Consider the following 14,015-nt stretch of genomic DNA (forward strand, 5'->3'; position numbering starts at 1 on the left):
CATCGTAGGCCGCAAAATAGGCCATCGATCTTTTTCGGAGAGGGGAGCGCCGGTGCGCGCCGTCTGGATCACCAAAGCGGGCGGACCCGAGGTCCTCGAGGTCCGTTCCTCGCCGGACCCGACGCCCGGCCCGGGCGAGGTACGGATCTCGGTACGGGCGGCCGGGTTGAACTTCGCCGAGGTCATGGCCCGGCAGGGGTTGTATCCGGACGCGCCCAAGCTGCCGTGCGTGGTGGGGTACGAGGTGGCCGGAGTGGTCGACGCCCTCGGCGAAGGAGCTACCGGTCTCGAAGTGGGGCAGCGGGTGCTCGCGCTGGTGCGCTTCGGCGGGCACGCCGAAATGGTGTGCGCGCCGGTCGAGCGGGTCCTGCCGATCCCCCACGACCTGAGCTTCACCGACGCGGCCGCGTTGCCGGTGAACTACCTGACCGCTTTTCACATGCTGTTCCGGGTGGCTTATCTGCGGCCAGGCGCGCGAGTTCTCGTACACATGGCCGCCGGAGGCGTTGGTCTTGCGGTGTTGCAGTTGTGCCGCACGGTGCCGGAGGTCGTCACGTTCGGCACGGCCTCCGCCGCCAAGCACGAGGTGCTGCGCGAAGAGGGCTGCACCCACCCGATCGACTACCGCACCGAGGACTACGTGGCGCGGGTGCGGGAGCTCACCGGCGGCGAAGGCGTCGACCTCGTCCTCGACGCGCTGGGCGGGCGGGACTGGAAGCGTGGGCTCGGGCTGCTGCGTCCGGTCGGGCATCTCATCGCGTACGGCTTCGCGAACCTCGCCGGCGGCGAGAAGCGCAGCCTTCGCCGGCTGGCCGGTCAGTTCACCGGGGTGCCCGTGCTGTCGCCGTTCGGGTTGATGAACCGCAACCGTACGGTCAGCGGCGTCAACCTCGGCCACTTGTGGGACCGCAGTGATCTGCTCCGCGAAGAGCTGGCCGCCCTGCTCGACCTGTGGGGCACGGGCGCCGTCCGGCCGCGCGTCGACGGAGTCTACCCGTTCGATCGGGCCGCGGAGGCGCACCGGCGCATCGGCGAGCGCCGCAACGTCGGCAAGGTGATTCTCGTCCCGTAGTAGTTTGCGTGCCGGCGCGTTCCGGTTAGCCGGTACCGCGTTCTGGGTGGTGGCGTGGCTGCGCGGACAGGCATCGACGAGAAAGCTTGACGGCATGACGACCTTCATGCCAGCCGTGACTGTTGCGGCGCCCGACGTCCGGCGCCGCCGGCACCTGCCGTCCTGGGCGCGTATCTTCCTCGGCGGCGGCGCACTGTGGGCCGCCGCCGTCGTCATCACGTTCCTGACTGGCAACGTCAACCTGGTCCCGACGATCATTCTGGTCGGCGCCTTCCTGGTTCCGGTCACCTTCGTCTCGTACGCCTTCCAGCGCGCCGATGGGATCCTGACGCCCCAGAAGATCTTCTCGGCATTCCTGTACGGCGGCGTGATGGGTGTCCTCGGCGCGTCGGTCCTCGAAGCCGCGTTCGTGCACAACACCACGATCCACGGCTTCCTCGTCGTCGGCCTGATCGAGGAGGGCGTCAAGCTGACGGTGCTGTGGCTGATGGCCCGCAAGCTCGGCCGGTACACCATTCGCGACGGTCTCGTCCTGGGCGCCACGGTCGGCTTCGGGTTCGCCGCCTTCGAGAGCGCCGGCTACGCCTTCCAGGCGCTGTTCACCCAGCAGGGCGGCCTGTCGCTGCTGAACGTGGTGGAGACCGAGCTGCTGCGCGGCGTGCTCACCCCGTTCGGGCACGGATTGTGGACCGCAGTAGCCGGCGCGGCCCTGTTCGCCGTCGCCGCCCGCCGCGGCAAGATGAGGCTGCGGTCGTGGCTGGTGGCCGGCGCCTACCTGCTGGTTTCCGTGCTGCACGCCCTCTGGGACGCGGCCGGCCTGGCCGCGGCGTGGCTCACCCTGCACCTGACCGGTTCGGCGATGCAGCGCTACGACGCCCGCAACGGCATCGGCGTCACGGCCACCACCGGCCAGGTCCACCTCGACGCCGTGCTCAACCTGGTGCTGCCGGCCCTGGACGCCCTGATCGGCCTGGCCGTCATCACCGCCGTGATGGTGCACGTCCGCCGCCAGGAACGCGCCGCGTCGCCAATCCGCGTCGACGGCATGCCGTGACGGCTTCCTCAGCCGAGGACCAGCGCGACGATGATGTTGCACAGGAGCCCGAACAACACGCTTGCCACGAAACTCCACCACGCGACGCGGTTGCCCGAATGTCGCAATTGCTCGATCTGCCGTCGGTGTTCGTCGCGCAGATACAAGACATGGGCCGGCAAATCACCCTCGGCCGACGTCGCCGATGCGGCGGCCACGCTGAGGACCGGCTCCCTGGAGTCGCCGACGGGGACCGGCGAGTTGCTGAGCCACGCGGTCGCCTGACGTAGAGCGAAGAGCGTGAAGATCGCCGCCGCACCGATCGTCTCGAACGTGGTGAGGGTCGCGCCGGACAAGTTCTTCCCGGTAAGGAATGCGATCAACAGCAAGAGCGGAACATAGGGCGCCGCGGCGGGCCGGACCGTCGTTTGCGGGACCTGATGGGCCGCGGAGCGCGCCGAGGCGAAGTCTTGCATCGCGGCAGCGCGAGCAATGAGGAGCGGGCCGACGAGATATCCGATGTCCGCGACAACGGGGTACTGGGCGACGCTGCCGCTGAGGTAGTAGCTGAAGGCGATGTCCGACAGCGCGGTCGTGATCACGCCACCGGCGATGAGGGCCAGATGACCGACGTTCCGTCGCGGAACCCGGCGTGTGGCGTAGATCAGCAGGACGAGCGCGATCAGCATGACGTCCGCGGCCGGACACCAGAACGCGGCGGCGGTCGACGCCTGGCCGTCCGGGCCTCGCCCGGCGAGAGGCCTGAGCACCGTCATCCAGGCCAGGAGGAAGAGCGAGCCGAGGACGAGCGCGCCGTCGAGAACGAGCCGCAGGTCCTGGAGCATCCGTGCGCGCCCCGCGCTCGCTTGCGCCGGCGATGCGCTCGCCCGCCTGGCGGCGAGCACGACTCCCGTGATGGCCGCCGCGAACGAGACGAGGAACGCCAGATCGGGCCAGGACAACGTCGCGGCCTTGGCCGGCGCGGCGATCAGGTAATCCGTCCAGACGCCCTGTCCTGCGCTCTCGGCGCCGAGGCTGACCGCCGCGAACAGCCGCCAACGCCGCTCCGGTCCCCGGGCCTTCGCTGCGAACCAACCACAGGCGAGCGCGCCGACGGCCGTGAACAGCGCGACCATGACATTGCTGAGGATCCATGCCTGGTGGTGTGGCAGCGCCAGGAGGAACGACTCATAGGACGCGACGATGAGGATTGCCGCGAGGATGTGGTACGCCTTGGCCGCCGCGCCGGGCATGGGAATCCTTGGCTCTGCGTGAACAAACCGGGGTGCTGCCGGATCCGGCGAAAGTTAGCAGAGTCTGATCCGGGAGCGACTGTCGACTATGTGACAGAGCCGGCCGTCAGGCGATCTGGCGGTCGCCCAGTTTGACGGCTACCACGCCGCCGACGATCAGGAGGCCGCCGGCCAGCTGCATGAAGCCCGGTAGCTGGTCGACGAGCAGCCAGGCGAAGACGACCGCGGCGACGACCTCGAGCAGGGCGACGAACGAGGCCACGCGGGAGCCGAGGCGGCGGGAGGCGGCGATGCCTGTCGCGTACGCGAGGGCGGCGGTGACCAGGCCGAGCAGGAGCAGCGGGACCCACCACTGGGGACTGCCGACGGCGAAGGCCACCGGGGTGGTGGTGGCGTGCATCGGCAGCAGGCCGGTTGCGGCCAGGGCGCCCAGGGTGAGCGAGCCGACGGTCAGGCCGAGGCCGGCCAGGGCCAGCGGGGGCAGGCCGTTGTCGGTGTCGGCGGAGATCAGGAAGTACGCCGTGGCGCCGACCATCGCGGCCAGGGCCCAGGCGACGCCGGACCAGGCCACGTGGGCGCCCGAGGTCAGGTCGAGCACCAGGACCAGGCCGGCGGCGGCGATGACGGCGCCGATGACGGTGAGTCTTGCGGGGCGCTGGCCGTGGCGCATCCACATCCAGGCGACCACCGCGGCGGGGGCGGTGTACTCGATGAGCAGGGCGGGGGCGACGTCCATGGCGGCGACGGCCGAGAAGTAGCAGAACTGGGCACCGGCGACGGCCAGCACCCCGTACACGATGATCTGGCCTTTTTGTCTTGCCAGGAGGTGCCATCGGCCGCGCATCGCGGCGATCGTGAAGGGCGCGAGGGCCAGCGCGGCGATCGTCATGCGGCACAGGACGATCGCGCCGGGGCTCCAACCCGCGGTGAGCAGGCCGGACGCCAGCGGGCCGGAGAGGCCGAACGTGGTCGCGGACACGACGGCCAGCAGCAGGCCGCCGCCGACGGCCGGACCGGCGAGGACCGAGGGCCTGTCATTGGCTATCTGCGTCATAGCCCATGACGCTACGCGTCGCAGGCGTAATATGTCAACGTGCTTTTAGCCCATGACACCGAGGCGTCCCTCACCGCCGCCGTCGAGCTGGTCAACAGCGGGGAAGATCCCGACACGCTGCTCACGGTGGAGGAGGTCGACGCCTGGTATGCGAAGCACCGCTACACGGGCCGCCGCGACCGTGACGAGGCCGAGCTCGACGAGCTGCGGGCGATCCGGCCGGTGCTGCGCGGCCTGCTCATGGCCGACCGCGACACCGCGGCGGCGATGATCAACGACATGCTGGCCCAGGCCCAGGCGGTGCCCAGGCTGCTGCGCCACGACGGCATCGACTGGCACATCCACGCCGTCTCGGCCGACGAGCCGCTCGTGCGCCGGGTGGTGGTCGAGACCGCGATGGCGATGGCCGACCTGGTCCGCGGCGACGAGATGTCCCGCTTGTCGATCTGCGCCGACGACACGTGCGAGGGCGTAGTGCTCGACCTGACCCGCAACCGCTCCCGCCGTTTCTGCAGCACGACCTGCGCCAACCGGATGGCGGTCGCGGCCTACCGGGCCCGCAAGAAGGCCTGACCCGCTCTCGGTATTTCCGCCAGGTAGTTACGACACGGCGGGGGAAGGTGAGGTCTTCTTTTTCTTCTTGCACTCATCGACCGTGGTGCAGATGATGACAAGATCTTGAACGCCGGGCAGGGCTTTCAGCTCGCCGGCGATCCCGGAGTCGCGAACCTTCCGTACGGCGGCCTGGTCCTTCATCGTCACGACGAAGCTCTGCGGCAGGTAGCTCGGCGGGATATCCGGCATTTTCGTCGGATCGTCGGCGAAAACTTTCTTCATTCTCGCGTACGCGGCTTCGTGATCCTCGAAGACGACGCCGGTCACGCCGGGGACCGTGCGCAGGCGCGCTTCGATGTCGTCCTTCTGCTGCGGAGTGACGTCGATGGTGACGAAAACGGTGATCTCGGCCTTCGCCTTGAGGAGGCGTTCGAGCTCTTTGTCCTCATCGCTCCGGAAGAGGCCGCAGCCGGCGAGACTCACCAACATCAGCAACACAGCGACAACGGTCGTTGGAAGGCGCACGCGCCGGAGACTAGCCTATTCGACCCACCACCAGCCGTCGCCCACCTCGCGTTGCGGCTGCCCGGCGTCGCCCGAGGCGGTGGCGATGGTCGTCTGGGCGGTGGGCGTGGCGGCGAAGAACGCGAGGCCGGTCCCCGATTCGGCCCGCCAGTTCTGCCAGGTCTGCACGAAGAGCGCCGTGGGGGAGGCGTACGCAAATCCGGACGGCGACAGCGAGCGCAGGCCGGGCGGCAGCGTCAGCATGCCGTCCAGGTGGCCGTCGACGTATTGCTGGGCCAGTTCGGCGAGCGCGGCGCGATGGGCGCGATAGCGGGAGTCGATGGAGTGGGTGTGCGAAATCAGCCGGATGCAGACGACAACGCCGGTGGCGGCCAAGGCCACGCTGACCAAGACGACCATCCACGATCGTTTCATGAGGGCAGTGTGCCTACTGTCGACGCTCAAGAAGTCCTGACCCGAAACTTCCACAAGATCTCCCCAGGAGCGATTCTTGCGGAGTGCGAGGCGACCGCGCGCGGCGACAGGAAGAGCCGGGCGACGGCGAGGGCCTCGTCCCACCGGCCGGCGTCGAAGCCGGCGCATTGCAGCGCGGACATGGCGGCGCCGCTGCCGCCGCACGTCCCCGGACAGCAGCGTATTGAGCGCCGCATGCTACCCCGGCCAGACCTGCGCCCACCCGATCCGCTCCCGCGCCGCCAGCAGCGTCGCCGCATCGGCCGGCAAGGCGAGCACTCGCTCCGCCAGCTCCCGCACCCAGCCAAGTGCAGTCAGCGTACGGATGCGCCACGGCGGCCCGGCGCCGCAGAGTGGCCGCATGAACATCATTCTTGTGCACGGCGCCTGGGCCGACGGCTCCTGCTGGACCGGTGTCATCGAGCGCCTCCAGGCCGACGGCCACCACGTGACCGCGCCGCAGTTCCCGCTCACGTCGCTCGCCGACGACGTGGCCCGGCTGCGCCTGGTGCTGGAGCTCCAGGACGGCCCCACGGTGGTGGCCGGCCACTCGTACGGCGGCCAGATCGTGACCGCGCTGGGCAACGACGCCCCGAACGCGCCCGCCCTCGTCTACGTCGCCGCGTTCGGCATCGACCAGGGCGAGTCGCTCGGCGCGCTGCTCTCCCAGGGCCCGACGCCGCCCGCGCTGCAGCACACCTTCACCGACAAGCAGGGCTCCATCTGGCTCCCCGAGGACGACTTCGTCACGCATTTCGCCGCCGGCGTCGACCCGGCGAAGGCTCGCGTCCTGCACGCCGTCCAGCAGCCGCTGACCGGCTCGAGCTTCACCGACGTGATGGGCGCGCCCGCCTGGAGGTCGCTGCCCACCTGGTACCTGGTGGCCCAGCAGGACCAGGCGATCCCGCCGGACGCCGAGCGCCTCTTCGCGAGCCGGATGGGTGCCACCACCGTCGAGGTGGCCGCCGGTCACCTGGCGATGGTCTCGCACCCGGACGAGACCGCCGACCTGATCAGGCAGGCGGCGCGGTCGATTGGCGGATCCGCAGCGAAGGGCTGATCACCACGCGATGGGCCGGGCGGTCGGGGTCGGCGAGCCGGTCCGCGGCCAGCCGCACCGCCGCCCGCCCGATCGACCCCCGCGGCGGCCGCACGGCGGTCAGCGCCGGGCTGAACAACCCGGCCACCGCGTCGTCGTAAGCCACCACCGACAGGTCGCCCGGCACCGATAACCCCCGGTCTTCGCACCGCTGCACCAGCGCGATCGCCTCGGCGTCGGCGTGCACGATCAGCGCCGTCGTTCCGGTCTCGCGGCAGCGGTCCAGCGCCGCGTCGAGGGCCGCCGCGCATGACGGCATCGCGGCGTCGGGCACGAAGAACTCCACCGGCTCGACCTCCAGGGCCGCCAGCCACCCCCGGCGTACGTGCGGGGTGGTCGGGCTGTGCTCGGCCAGCACCGCGCCGATCCGCTGGTGGCCGAGCGACTGCAGGTGCCGCACCGCCATCTCGGCCCCGAGCGCGTGGTCGGTCACCACCGACTCGAGCACCTCGTGGTGCGGTCCCGCCGTGGCGGTCCGCTCCAGCAGCACCACCGGGATCCCCGCGTCGGCCAGCCACTCGATCGTGCGGGCCGACGTGGGCGCGTCCATCCGCGGCGCCACGATCAGCGCGTCGGCGCCCTGCTCGACCAGCCGGGTCAGCAGCGGCAGATCGTCCTCCGACTCGTAGGAGGAACCGCGCAACACGATCTTCATGTCCTGCTCGCGCGCCGCCTCCTCGGCCCCGCGCACGACATCGGGCCAGTAGTAGTCGAGCGACGGCACCAGCATTCCCAGTGAGCCGCCTATATCCGAAAAATCGGAAATCTCGGAAGAGGGCAACGCCACGCCGCCATGCACGCGTCGAACCAAGCCCTCGGAAGCCATCTGCGCGATGTCCCGGCGAATAGTCACGGCCGCCGCGCCCAAAGTGTCGGTCAGGTCCGAGATGCGCAGCACGCCGTCGCGCTGCAAGGCCTCGAGCAGCCGGGCGCGCCGGGCGACCTGAAGTGGCCCGCGCTTGTCTGAGGTGCTCACCGCTGCTCCTTGATGGTCACTTCGAGCCTACCGACCGGCCCGATCCCCGCGACGTCCACGTCCATCCTGACCAGGCGCGGACCCCACACGTCGCGCAGCATCGGGTCGTCCAGCTCCCGCACCGTCAGCGTGCACGGGGCCGCCGGCTCCCAGGCGACCTCCAGCACGCCCGCGCCCTCCAGCGCCACGATTTCCGCCCGCCCTTCGAACAGCCGCACCTCACCCGCCACCACCAGATGCACGAAAGTTCCCGAAACATCGTCGAGCTCCCACGAGTCGCGCACGACAACCACGTCGTGGTCCAGCCCGGCGGTCCGCTTCCAGCTTCGAGCAATTCCGATTCCGTACGGCGGGGCGAGCTCCATCGTCAGGGAAGCTTCGGTGGCACATGCGTTTTCAGCACCGTGGCTCCGCCCCGGCATCTGCGTCGAGTGCCGAATCGTCGGCGTGTTGTGCCAAGAGCTCTGCATGGTCCAGATCTCGTACCGCCGGGGCCCGAAGGTCTGCGCCGTATACGTAGGCCGCCCCGGGTCGACCAGCACCGGCACCCCACCGAGGGCCACCACGAAACTTCCCACGTCGTTGTGATTGTGGTTCTCCCCGTTGTGGCCGCCCTTGACCGCCAACGTCAGCCGCTCCGACCGCGCGATCAGCACCTGCGTGGACGGAAACCACGTATGCGCGGCGGGCCGAAAAGAACCCACAACCGCCGAAGCCCACGCCCGATCGGTAAGCGCCCGCAGCAGAAACCCCAGCCCCCAAGTCTCGGTGGCCACATCCCGATGGGCCAGCGCATGCGCCGCCGCCGCGTCGTCACCCACCCGCAGCGCCGCCCGGTGCAACGCGTCCCAAGGCTGCTCCCGGGACGGCCGAGCCGGCCCGTCGGCATAGTTCAGATACCAGTCCCCGCCCAGGTGCACCCGATGCGGAAACGCCACCACCTCGCGCAGCGCGTGAAACGGCTCGTCGCCAAGCGAGCCGTCACTCGCATAGATCAGCAGGTCGAGCGCCTCGAACAGCCGGCAGGCGCCCTGCCACCAGTACGAATACCCTTCGTCGACCGCGCCGTCCGCCGGCAGCGCGGCCGCGTACCGGTCGAGGCCCTCCACCACTCGCGCCACGATCGCCGCCCGCCGCGCCGGGTCGTCCACCAGCTGCAGCGCCGCGACCAGCACGTTCGAGTGGATCCATGGATTCCAGTTGTGCACCTCGCCGTCGAGCCCGAGCCAGTGCCAGTCGAGCCGCGTCTCGAACGGCGTCAGCACCCGCCGGTCGACCTCGTGCCGGATCCGCTCCCGCAGCCCCGGAAACGACGCAGAAAGTTGCGCGCCGAGCAGGTGGTCGAGCCAGGCCAACTGCCCCGCGACCTCGCCGGCCCCCAAGTCCAGGTACGGATCGGTGACCGTCGGCACGACAGCCTGATGCCGCGCGAAGGTGTCGTCGTGCGCCGGCCAGCACCAGCTGCTCTGCTCGCACAGCAGCGTCACTCCGTCGGCGACCTCGTCGAGCCACCCCGGATCCCCGGTCACCGCCGCCATGATCGCGGCCCGGCTCACCCGGTACTCCCTTTCCCAGACCACCTCCTCGTAGCCCGTGCGGTTGCCGTCCTTGAAGTACCGCGCGTAGGCGCTGGCCAGCGGCGTCGGCCAGGGCGCTCCCAGCTCGGCCTCGGCGCGCGCCCGCAGGGCAGGCGGGGCCGCGAGGCCGTCGACCGGCGGCAGCGATCGCACCAGCAGGCCGGCGGTGATGGGCGGCCAGGCGGCGGCGAGAGGACCCATGACGCCTCCTCGTGATCGGACGTGATCGTAACAGATCACTTTGGCGATAACAGATCGACAAAGTCTGAACATGGCGTTGACACGACTGAATATGAGCGCTTAACGTCCCGGAAACCGAGCGGAACACGGGCGGGACATCGAGCCTCCGGAGCGTGACGCGTGAGCGAGACAAGCGCCGACTGGACGCGGGACGACTGGGTCCGGCTCGCCGACCGCATGCTCGCCGCGGCCCGCCGCCACGCCTCGCCCGGCCACGCCCGCATCACGTTCCCCGGCCCCGAGGGCGGCTACGGCCACGCTGTCGACGGCCTCGAGGGCTTCGCCCGCACGTTCCTGCTCGCCGGCTTCCGCATCGCGGGGGAGCGCGGCCACGGCACCGACGAGCTGGCCGACCGCTACGCGCGGGGCCTCGCCCTCGGGGCCGACCCGCACGCCCCCGCCCACGAGCGCTGGCCCCGCCTCGACGAGCATCCCCAAGCCAAGGTCGAGGCCGCCTCGATCGCGCTGATCCTCGACCTGACCCGCCCCTGGATCTGGGACCGCCTGGACGAGCCGGCGCGGGAAATGGTCGTCGACTACCTGTCGCCGGCCGTCGGCGACGACACGTACCCGCGGATCAACTGGGTCTGGTTCCGCCTGGTCGTGCAGACGTTCCTGCGCAGCGTCGGCGGCCCCTGGTCCGGCCCCGAGATGGTCGCCGACCTCGCCACCCACGACAGCTTCCACCGCGCCGACGGCTGGCTCGCCGACGGCCCGTCCCGCGCGTTCGACCACTACACCGGGTGGGCGCTGCACACGTACCCGATCCTCTGGTCCCGGATGACCGGCGCGAGCGACCTGGCCGCCTCCCGCCGCGCCTGCGATGTCGCCGCCCTCGACCGCTACCTCGCCGACGCGCTCGCGCTGATCGGTGCCGACGGTTCCCCGCTGATCCAGGGCCGCAGCCTCACCTACCGCTTCGCCGCCGCCGCGCCGTTCTGGGCCGGGGTGCTCGCCGAGGCGCCGGGCCACTCGCCCGGGGCGCTGCGGCACGCCGCCGACCGGATCGTCCGCCACTTCGCCGATCGAGGCGCCCCCGACGCCGGCGGCCTGCTCACGCTCGGCTGGCACGGCCCGTGGCCGCGGCTCGCCCAGTCCTACTCCGGCCCCGGCTCGCCGTACTGGGCGAGCAAGGGCCTGCTCGGCCTCGCGCTGCCCGCCGACCATCCGGTGTGGACGGCCCCGGCCGAGCCGCTCCCGATCGAGACCGGCGACTACCAGTGCGTCGTCCGCGCGCCCGGCTGGCTCATCTCCGGCCGGCAGGGCGACGGCATCGTGCGGGTCGTCAACCACGGCACCGACCACGACGTCGAGGGCGCCAACACCGGCGACTCCCCGCTGTACGCGCGGATCGGCTACTCGACGGCCACCACGCCGGTGCTCGACGAGAGCGGCTGGACCGATCCGCTCGACCAGTCGGTGGTGTTGATCGACGCCGCCGGCCGGCGATCGCATCGCACCGGCATGACCACTCTCTTCGTGCGACCCGGGGCCGCGTGCTCCACCTCGTACGGGAAATGGGTGAAAGCGGATCCCGCCCAGCCGGACCACGGCACCGGACGGCGAGGCAACGCCGAGCCGGCCGGCCGGATCACCATCCTCTCGCTGGTCCGCGGCCCCTGGGAGCTGCGTCTCGCGCGGGTCGACGAGCCCTCGCCCGCGGCCGAGCGCCTGCGGATCGGCGGCTGGGCGGTCACCCCGGAACACCACAGCCACCTCGTGCCGGTGCTGGGCGAGGGGACGCAAGGACACGACACGCACGACGACGGTCCGCTCGGCGGGCCGGTCACGGTTCCGTGGCTCGACCACCCGGTGACGCCGGGGGCCTGGGTCGCGGCGCTCATCGCCCTGTCGACGGCGGCCTCCCCACCACGTTGCACGGCGCAGCTCATCGCGGACGAAGTCGAGGTCACGTGGCCCGACGGCGTGCGCACAAGCACCCCTCTGACGATGGAGGAAAGATGAAACGCTCCCTCGCGGCGATCCTCGGCGCCGCTGTGGCGATCCCCTTGGTCCTGTCCGGTTGCAGCGGCGACGACGACGACTCCGCTTCCGGGCCGATCACGCTGTCCCTGGCCGGCTGGAGCTTCGCGACCACGCCGGAGTTCAAGACCCTCGCGGACGGCTTCCACGCCACCCACCCCGACGTGACCGTCGAGCTCAAGGAGTACGACGCCGCCAACTACGACACCCAAATGATCGCCGACCTGGCCGCGGGCAAGGCGCCGGACATCTACGCGCAGAAGACGCTGAAGAACTTCTACACGTACCAGAACGGCAAGCAGCTGCTGGACGTGAGCGACGTGGCGCAGGGGCTCGGCGACAAGGTCGGCGGCATGGCCAACTACCAGGTCGACGGCAAGACCTACGCCATTCCGTACCGGCAGGATTCCTGGGTCCTCTATTACAACAAGACCCTGTTCGAGAAGGCCGGTTTGCCGACGCCCGACGGCACCTGGACGTGGGACGACTATGCGGCCACGTCGAAGGCATTGGCCACGAAGCTGAAAGCCAGCAAGGCTTTTGGCGACTACGAGCACATCTGGCAGTCGACCGTGCAGGGCTTCGCGCTGGCCCAGAGCCAGGGCGCGAGCATCGAGAGCGCCAACTTCTCCTACCTGGCGCCGTACTACACCCGGGCCGTCGACCTGCAGAACGCCGGCGCCCAGGTGAAGTTCGGCGACGCGACCACCAACAACCTGACGTACCAGGCGCAATTCGGCAAGCAGCAGGCCGCCATGATGCTGATGGGCTCGTGGTTCATCGCCACGCTGCTCAAGCAGCAGGCCGGCGGCGACGCCGATAAGTTCGACTGGGGCATCGCCCCCGCGCCGCAGCTCACCAAGGCCACCACCGGCAAATCGGCCACGCCGGTCACCTTCGGCGATCCGACCGGCCTCGGCATCAACCCCAAGCTCGCCAAGAACAAGGTCGAGGCGGCAAAAGCGTTCCTCTCGTACGCGGCGGGAGCCGACGGCGCGAAAGCGCTCGCCGGCATCGGCATCACCCCGGCCGACACCGACGCGGTCAAGGACACCTTCTTCCAGCTCCAGGGCGTCCCGCAGGACGAGCTGACCAAGTGGACGTTCGCGACCCACGACACGAAACCGGAGAACCCGCCGGGCAAGTACACGGCCGCGCTTCAGAACATCCTGGGCGACCTGCACACGGCCATCATGTCGGGCAGCAAGCCCGTCGACGCCGCGATCACCGAGGCGCAGGACCGCGCCAAGAACGAGGTGCTCAACAAATGACCGTTCGATCGGCCCACCGCCGCCGGAGCGGCCGGGTGGTGTTGCGCGACACGGCGGTGGGCTGGTCGTTCCTGGCGCCGAACTTCGCCGGCTTCGCCGTGCTGACGCTCGTGCCGCTGGCGCTGCTGTTCTACTACGCGTTCACGAGCTGGAACGTCTTCGGCGGCGCCGAGTGGACCGGCCTCGAGAACTTCCGCCAGCTGCTGCACGACCGCAGCTTCCACACCGCGCTGACCAACACCCTCTACTACACGGTTTTCCACATCCCGCTCACCCTGGTCGCCGCGCTCGGGCTCGCGCTGCTGCTCAACCGGAAACTGCGAGGCGTCGCCTTCTTCCGTACGGTCGCCTTCTTTCCCTACATCACATCGATCGTGGCGCTCGCCCAGGTGTGGAACATGCTGTTCAGCCCCGGGTACGGCCCGATCAACCAGGTCCTGCGCGCGGTCGGCGTCGACCACCCGCCGGGCTGGACGACGTCGGCGGACTGGTCGATGCCGGCCGTCATCATCGTCGGCACCTGGCGCGAGGCGGGCTACTACATGCTGCTGTTCCTGGCCGGCCTGCAGACGATCCCGACCCAGCTGTACGAGGCGGCGAAGGTGGACGGCGCGAACTCGTGGCAGCGGCTGCGCGCCGTGACGCTGCCGGGGCTGCGGCCCACCACGTTCTTCGTGGTCGTGATGCTGACCATCGGCAGCTTCAAGGTCTTCGACCTGATCCTGGTGATGACCAACGGCGGTCCCGGGCAGTCGACGCTGGTGGTGTCGCAGTACATCTTCCAGAAGGGGTTCGGGGAGAACCAGCTCGGTTATGCGTCGGCCATCTCGATCGTGCTGTTCCTCATCTGCTTCGCCGTGACGGTCGTGCAGTTCGTGGTCAATCGGCGGGGTGCTCGATGACGGCTCTGTTGCAGACTCCGCC

Annotated in this window: 14 protein-coding genes; 7 read left to right on the forward strand and 7 right to left on the reverse strand. The window is 70.1% G+C overall.

Annotation, left to right across the window (positions count from 1 at the left end):
• Positions 1–52 precede the first annotated feature (52 nt).
• Positions 53–1,072 (forward strand): synaptic vesicle VAT-1 family membrane protein, encoded by a 1,020-nt coding sequence (locus tag ACQPZX_RS17295; protein ID WP_433381543.1) that lies wholly within the window; start codon positions 53–55, stop codon positions 1,070–1,072.
• A 94-nt stretch (positions 1,073–1,166) separates the two neighbouring features.
• Positions 1,167–2,126 (forward strand): PrsW family intramembrane metalloprotease, encoded by a 960-nt coding sequence (locus tag ACQPZX_RS17300; protein ID WP_433381546.1) that lies wholly within the window; start codon positions 1,167–1,169, stop codon positions 2,124–2,126.
• An 8-nt stretch (positions 2,127–2,134) separates the two neighbouring features.
• Here ACQPZX_RS17300 and ACQPZX_RS17305 read toward each other — a convergent pair whose 3' ends face one another.
• Complete coding sequence (locus ACQPZX_RS17305; protein WP_433381549.1) at positions 2,135–3,358, reverse strand: hypothetical protein; 1,224 nt, start codon at positions 3,356–3,358, stop codon at positions 2,135–2,137.
• A gap of 106 nt (positions 3,359–3,464) precedes the next feature.
• Positions 3,465–4,412, reverse strand: coding sequence for an EamA family transporter (locus ACQPZX_RS17310; protein ID WP_433381552.1), 948 nt, complete (start codon positions 4,410–4,412; stop codon positions 3,465–3,467).
• A gap of 39 nt (positions 4,413–4,451) precedes the next feature.
• Here ACQPZX_RS17310 and ACQPZX_RS17315 point away from each other — a divergent pair, with 39 nt between their 5' ends.
• Entirely contained in the window at positions 4,452–4,985 is a 534-nt protein-coding gene (locus ACQPZX_RS17315) for a CGNR zinc finger domain-containing protein (RefSeq protein WP_433381555.1), read from the forward strand.
• 27 nt (positions 4,986–5,012) lie between these two features.
• Here the strand turns inward: ACQPZX_RS17315 and ACQPZX_RS17320 are convergent, their stop codons facing one another.
• The 3 genes from ACQPZX_RS17320 to ACQPZX_RS17330 form a co-directional block, all read right to left on the reverse strand.
• On the reverse strand, positions 5,013–5,456 hold the full coding sequence (locus ACQPZX_RS17320; RefSeq protein ID WP_433385291.1) for a permease-like cell division protein FtsX: 444 nt from the start codon (positions 5,454–5,456) through the stop codon (positions 5,013–5,015).
• 51 nt (positions 5,457–5,507) lie between these two features.
• Positions 5,508–5,906: a hypothetical protein gene (locus ACQPZX_RS17325; RefSeq protein ID WP_433381557.1), complete on the reverse strand. Its 399-nt coding sequence runs from the start codon at positions 5,904–5,906 to the stop codon at positions 5,508–5,510.
• A gap of 237 nt (positions 5,907–6,143) precedes the next feature.
• Complete coding sequence (locus ACQPZX_RS17330; RefSeq protein WP_433381560.1) at positions 6,144–6,308, reverse strand: hypothetical protein; 165 nt, start codon at positions 6,306–6,308, stop codon at positions 6,144–6,146.
• Between ACQPZX_RS17330 and ACQPZX_RS17335 the strand changes: the two genes are divergently transcribed.
• Positions 6,307–7,005: an alpha/beta fold hydrolase gene (locus ACQPZX_RS17335; RefSeq protein WP_433381563.1), complete on the forward strand. Its 699-nt coding sequence runs from the start codon at positions 6,307–6,309 to the stop codon at positions 7,003–7,005. The two genes, ACQPZX_RS17330 and ACQPZX_RS17335, sit on opposite strands and share 2 nt — an antisense overlap.
• Here the strand turns inward: ACQPZX_RS17335 and ACQPZX_RS17340 are convergent.
• Together ACQPZX_RS17340 and ACQPZX_RS17345 are read right to left on the reverse strand one after the other, a co-directional pair.
• Entirely contained in the window at positions 6,959–8,020 is a 1,062-nt protein-coding gene (locus ACQPZX_RS17340; protein WP_433381566.1) for a substrate-binding domain-containing protein, read from the reverse strand. The two genes, ACQPZX_RS17335 and ACQPZX_RS17340, sit on opposite strands and share 47 nt — an antisense overlap.
• On the reverse strand, positions 8,017–9,798 hold the full coding sequence (locus ACQPZX_RS17345; RefSeq protein ID WP_433381568.1) for a heparinase II/III domain-containing protein: 1,782 nt from the start codon (positions 9,796–9,798) through the stop codon (positions 8,017–8,019). The genes ACQPZX_RS17340 and ACQPZX_RS17345 overlap by 4 nt, the downstream gene beginning before the upstream one ends.
• Before the next feature lie 159 nt (positions 9,799–9,957).
• Between ACQPZX_RS17345 and ACQPZX_RS17350 the strand changes: the two genes are divergently transcribed.
• Genes ACQPZX_RS17350 through ACQPZX_RS17360 form a run of 3 tightly spaced genes read left to right on the forward strand, consistent with a single transcriptional unit; the run spans position 9,958 to position 13,993 of the window.
• Positions 9,958–11,802 (forward strand): DUF2264 domain-containing protein, encoded by a 1,845-nt coding sequence (locus tag ACQPZX_RS17350; protein ID WP_433381571.1) that lies wholly within the window; start codon positions 9,958–9,960, stop codon positions 11,800–11,802.
• Entirely contained in the window at positions 11,799–13,091 is a 1,293-nt protein-coding gene (locus ACQPZX_RS17355; RefSeq protein ID WP_433381574.1) for an ABC transporter substrate-binding protein, read from the forward strand. The genes ACQPZX_RS17350 and ACQPZX_RS17355 overlap by 4 nt, the downstream gene beginning before the upstream one ends.
• Positions 13,088–13,993, forward strand: a complete 906-nt coding sequence (locus ACQPZX_RS17360) for a carbohydrate ABC transporter permease (RefSeq protein WP_433381577.1) — start codon at positions 13,088–13,090, stop codon at positions 13,991–13,993. The genes ACQPZX_RS17355 and ACQPZX_RS17360 overlap by 4 nt, the downstream gene beginning before the upstream one ends.
• The last annotated feature ends 22 nt before the right edge of the window (positions 13,994–14,015 follow it).

Source organism: Actinoplanes sp. CA-142083 (assembly GCF_050942195.1).
In the GTDB taxonomy this organism is placed as follows: domain Bacteria; phylum Actinomycetota; class Actinomycetes; order Mycobacteriales; family Micromonosporaceae; genus Actinoplanes.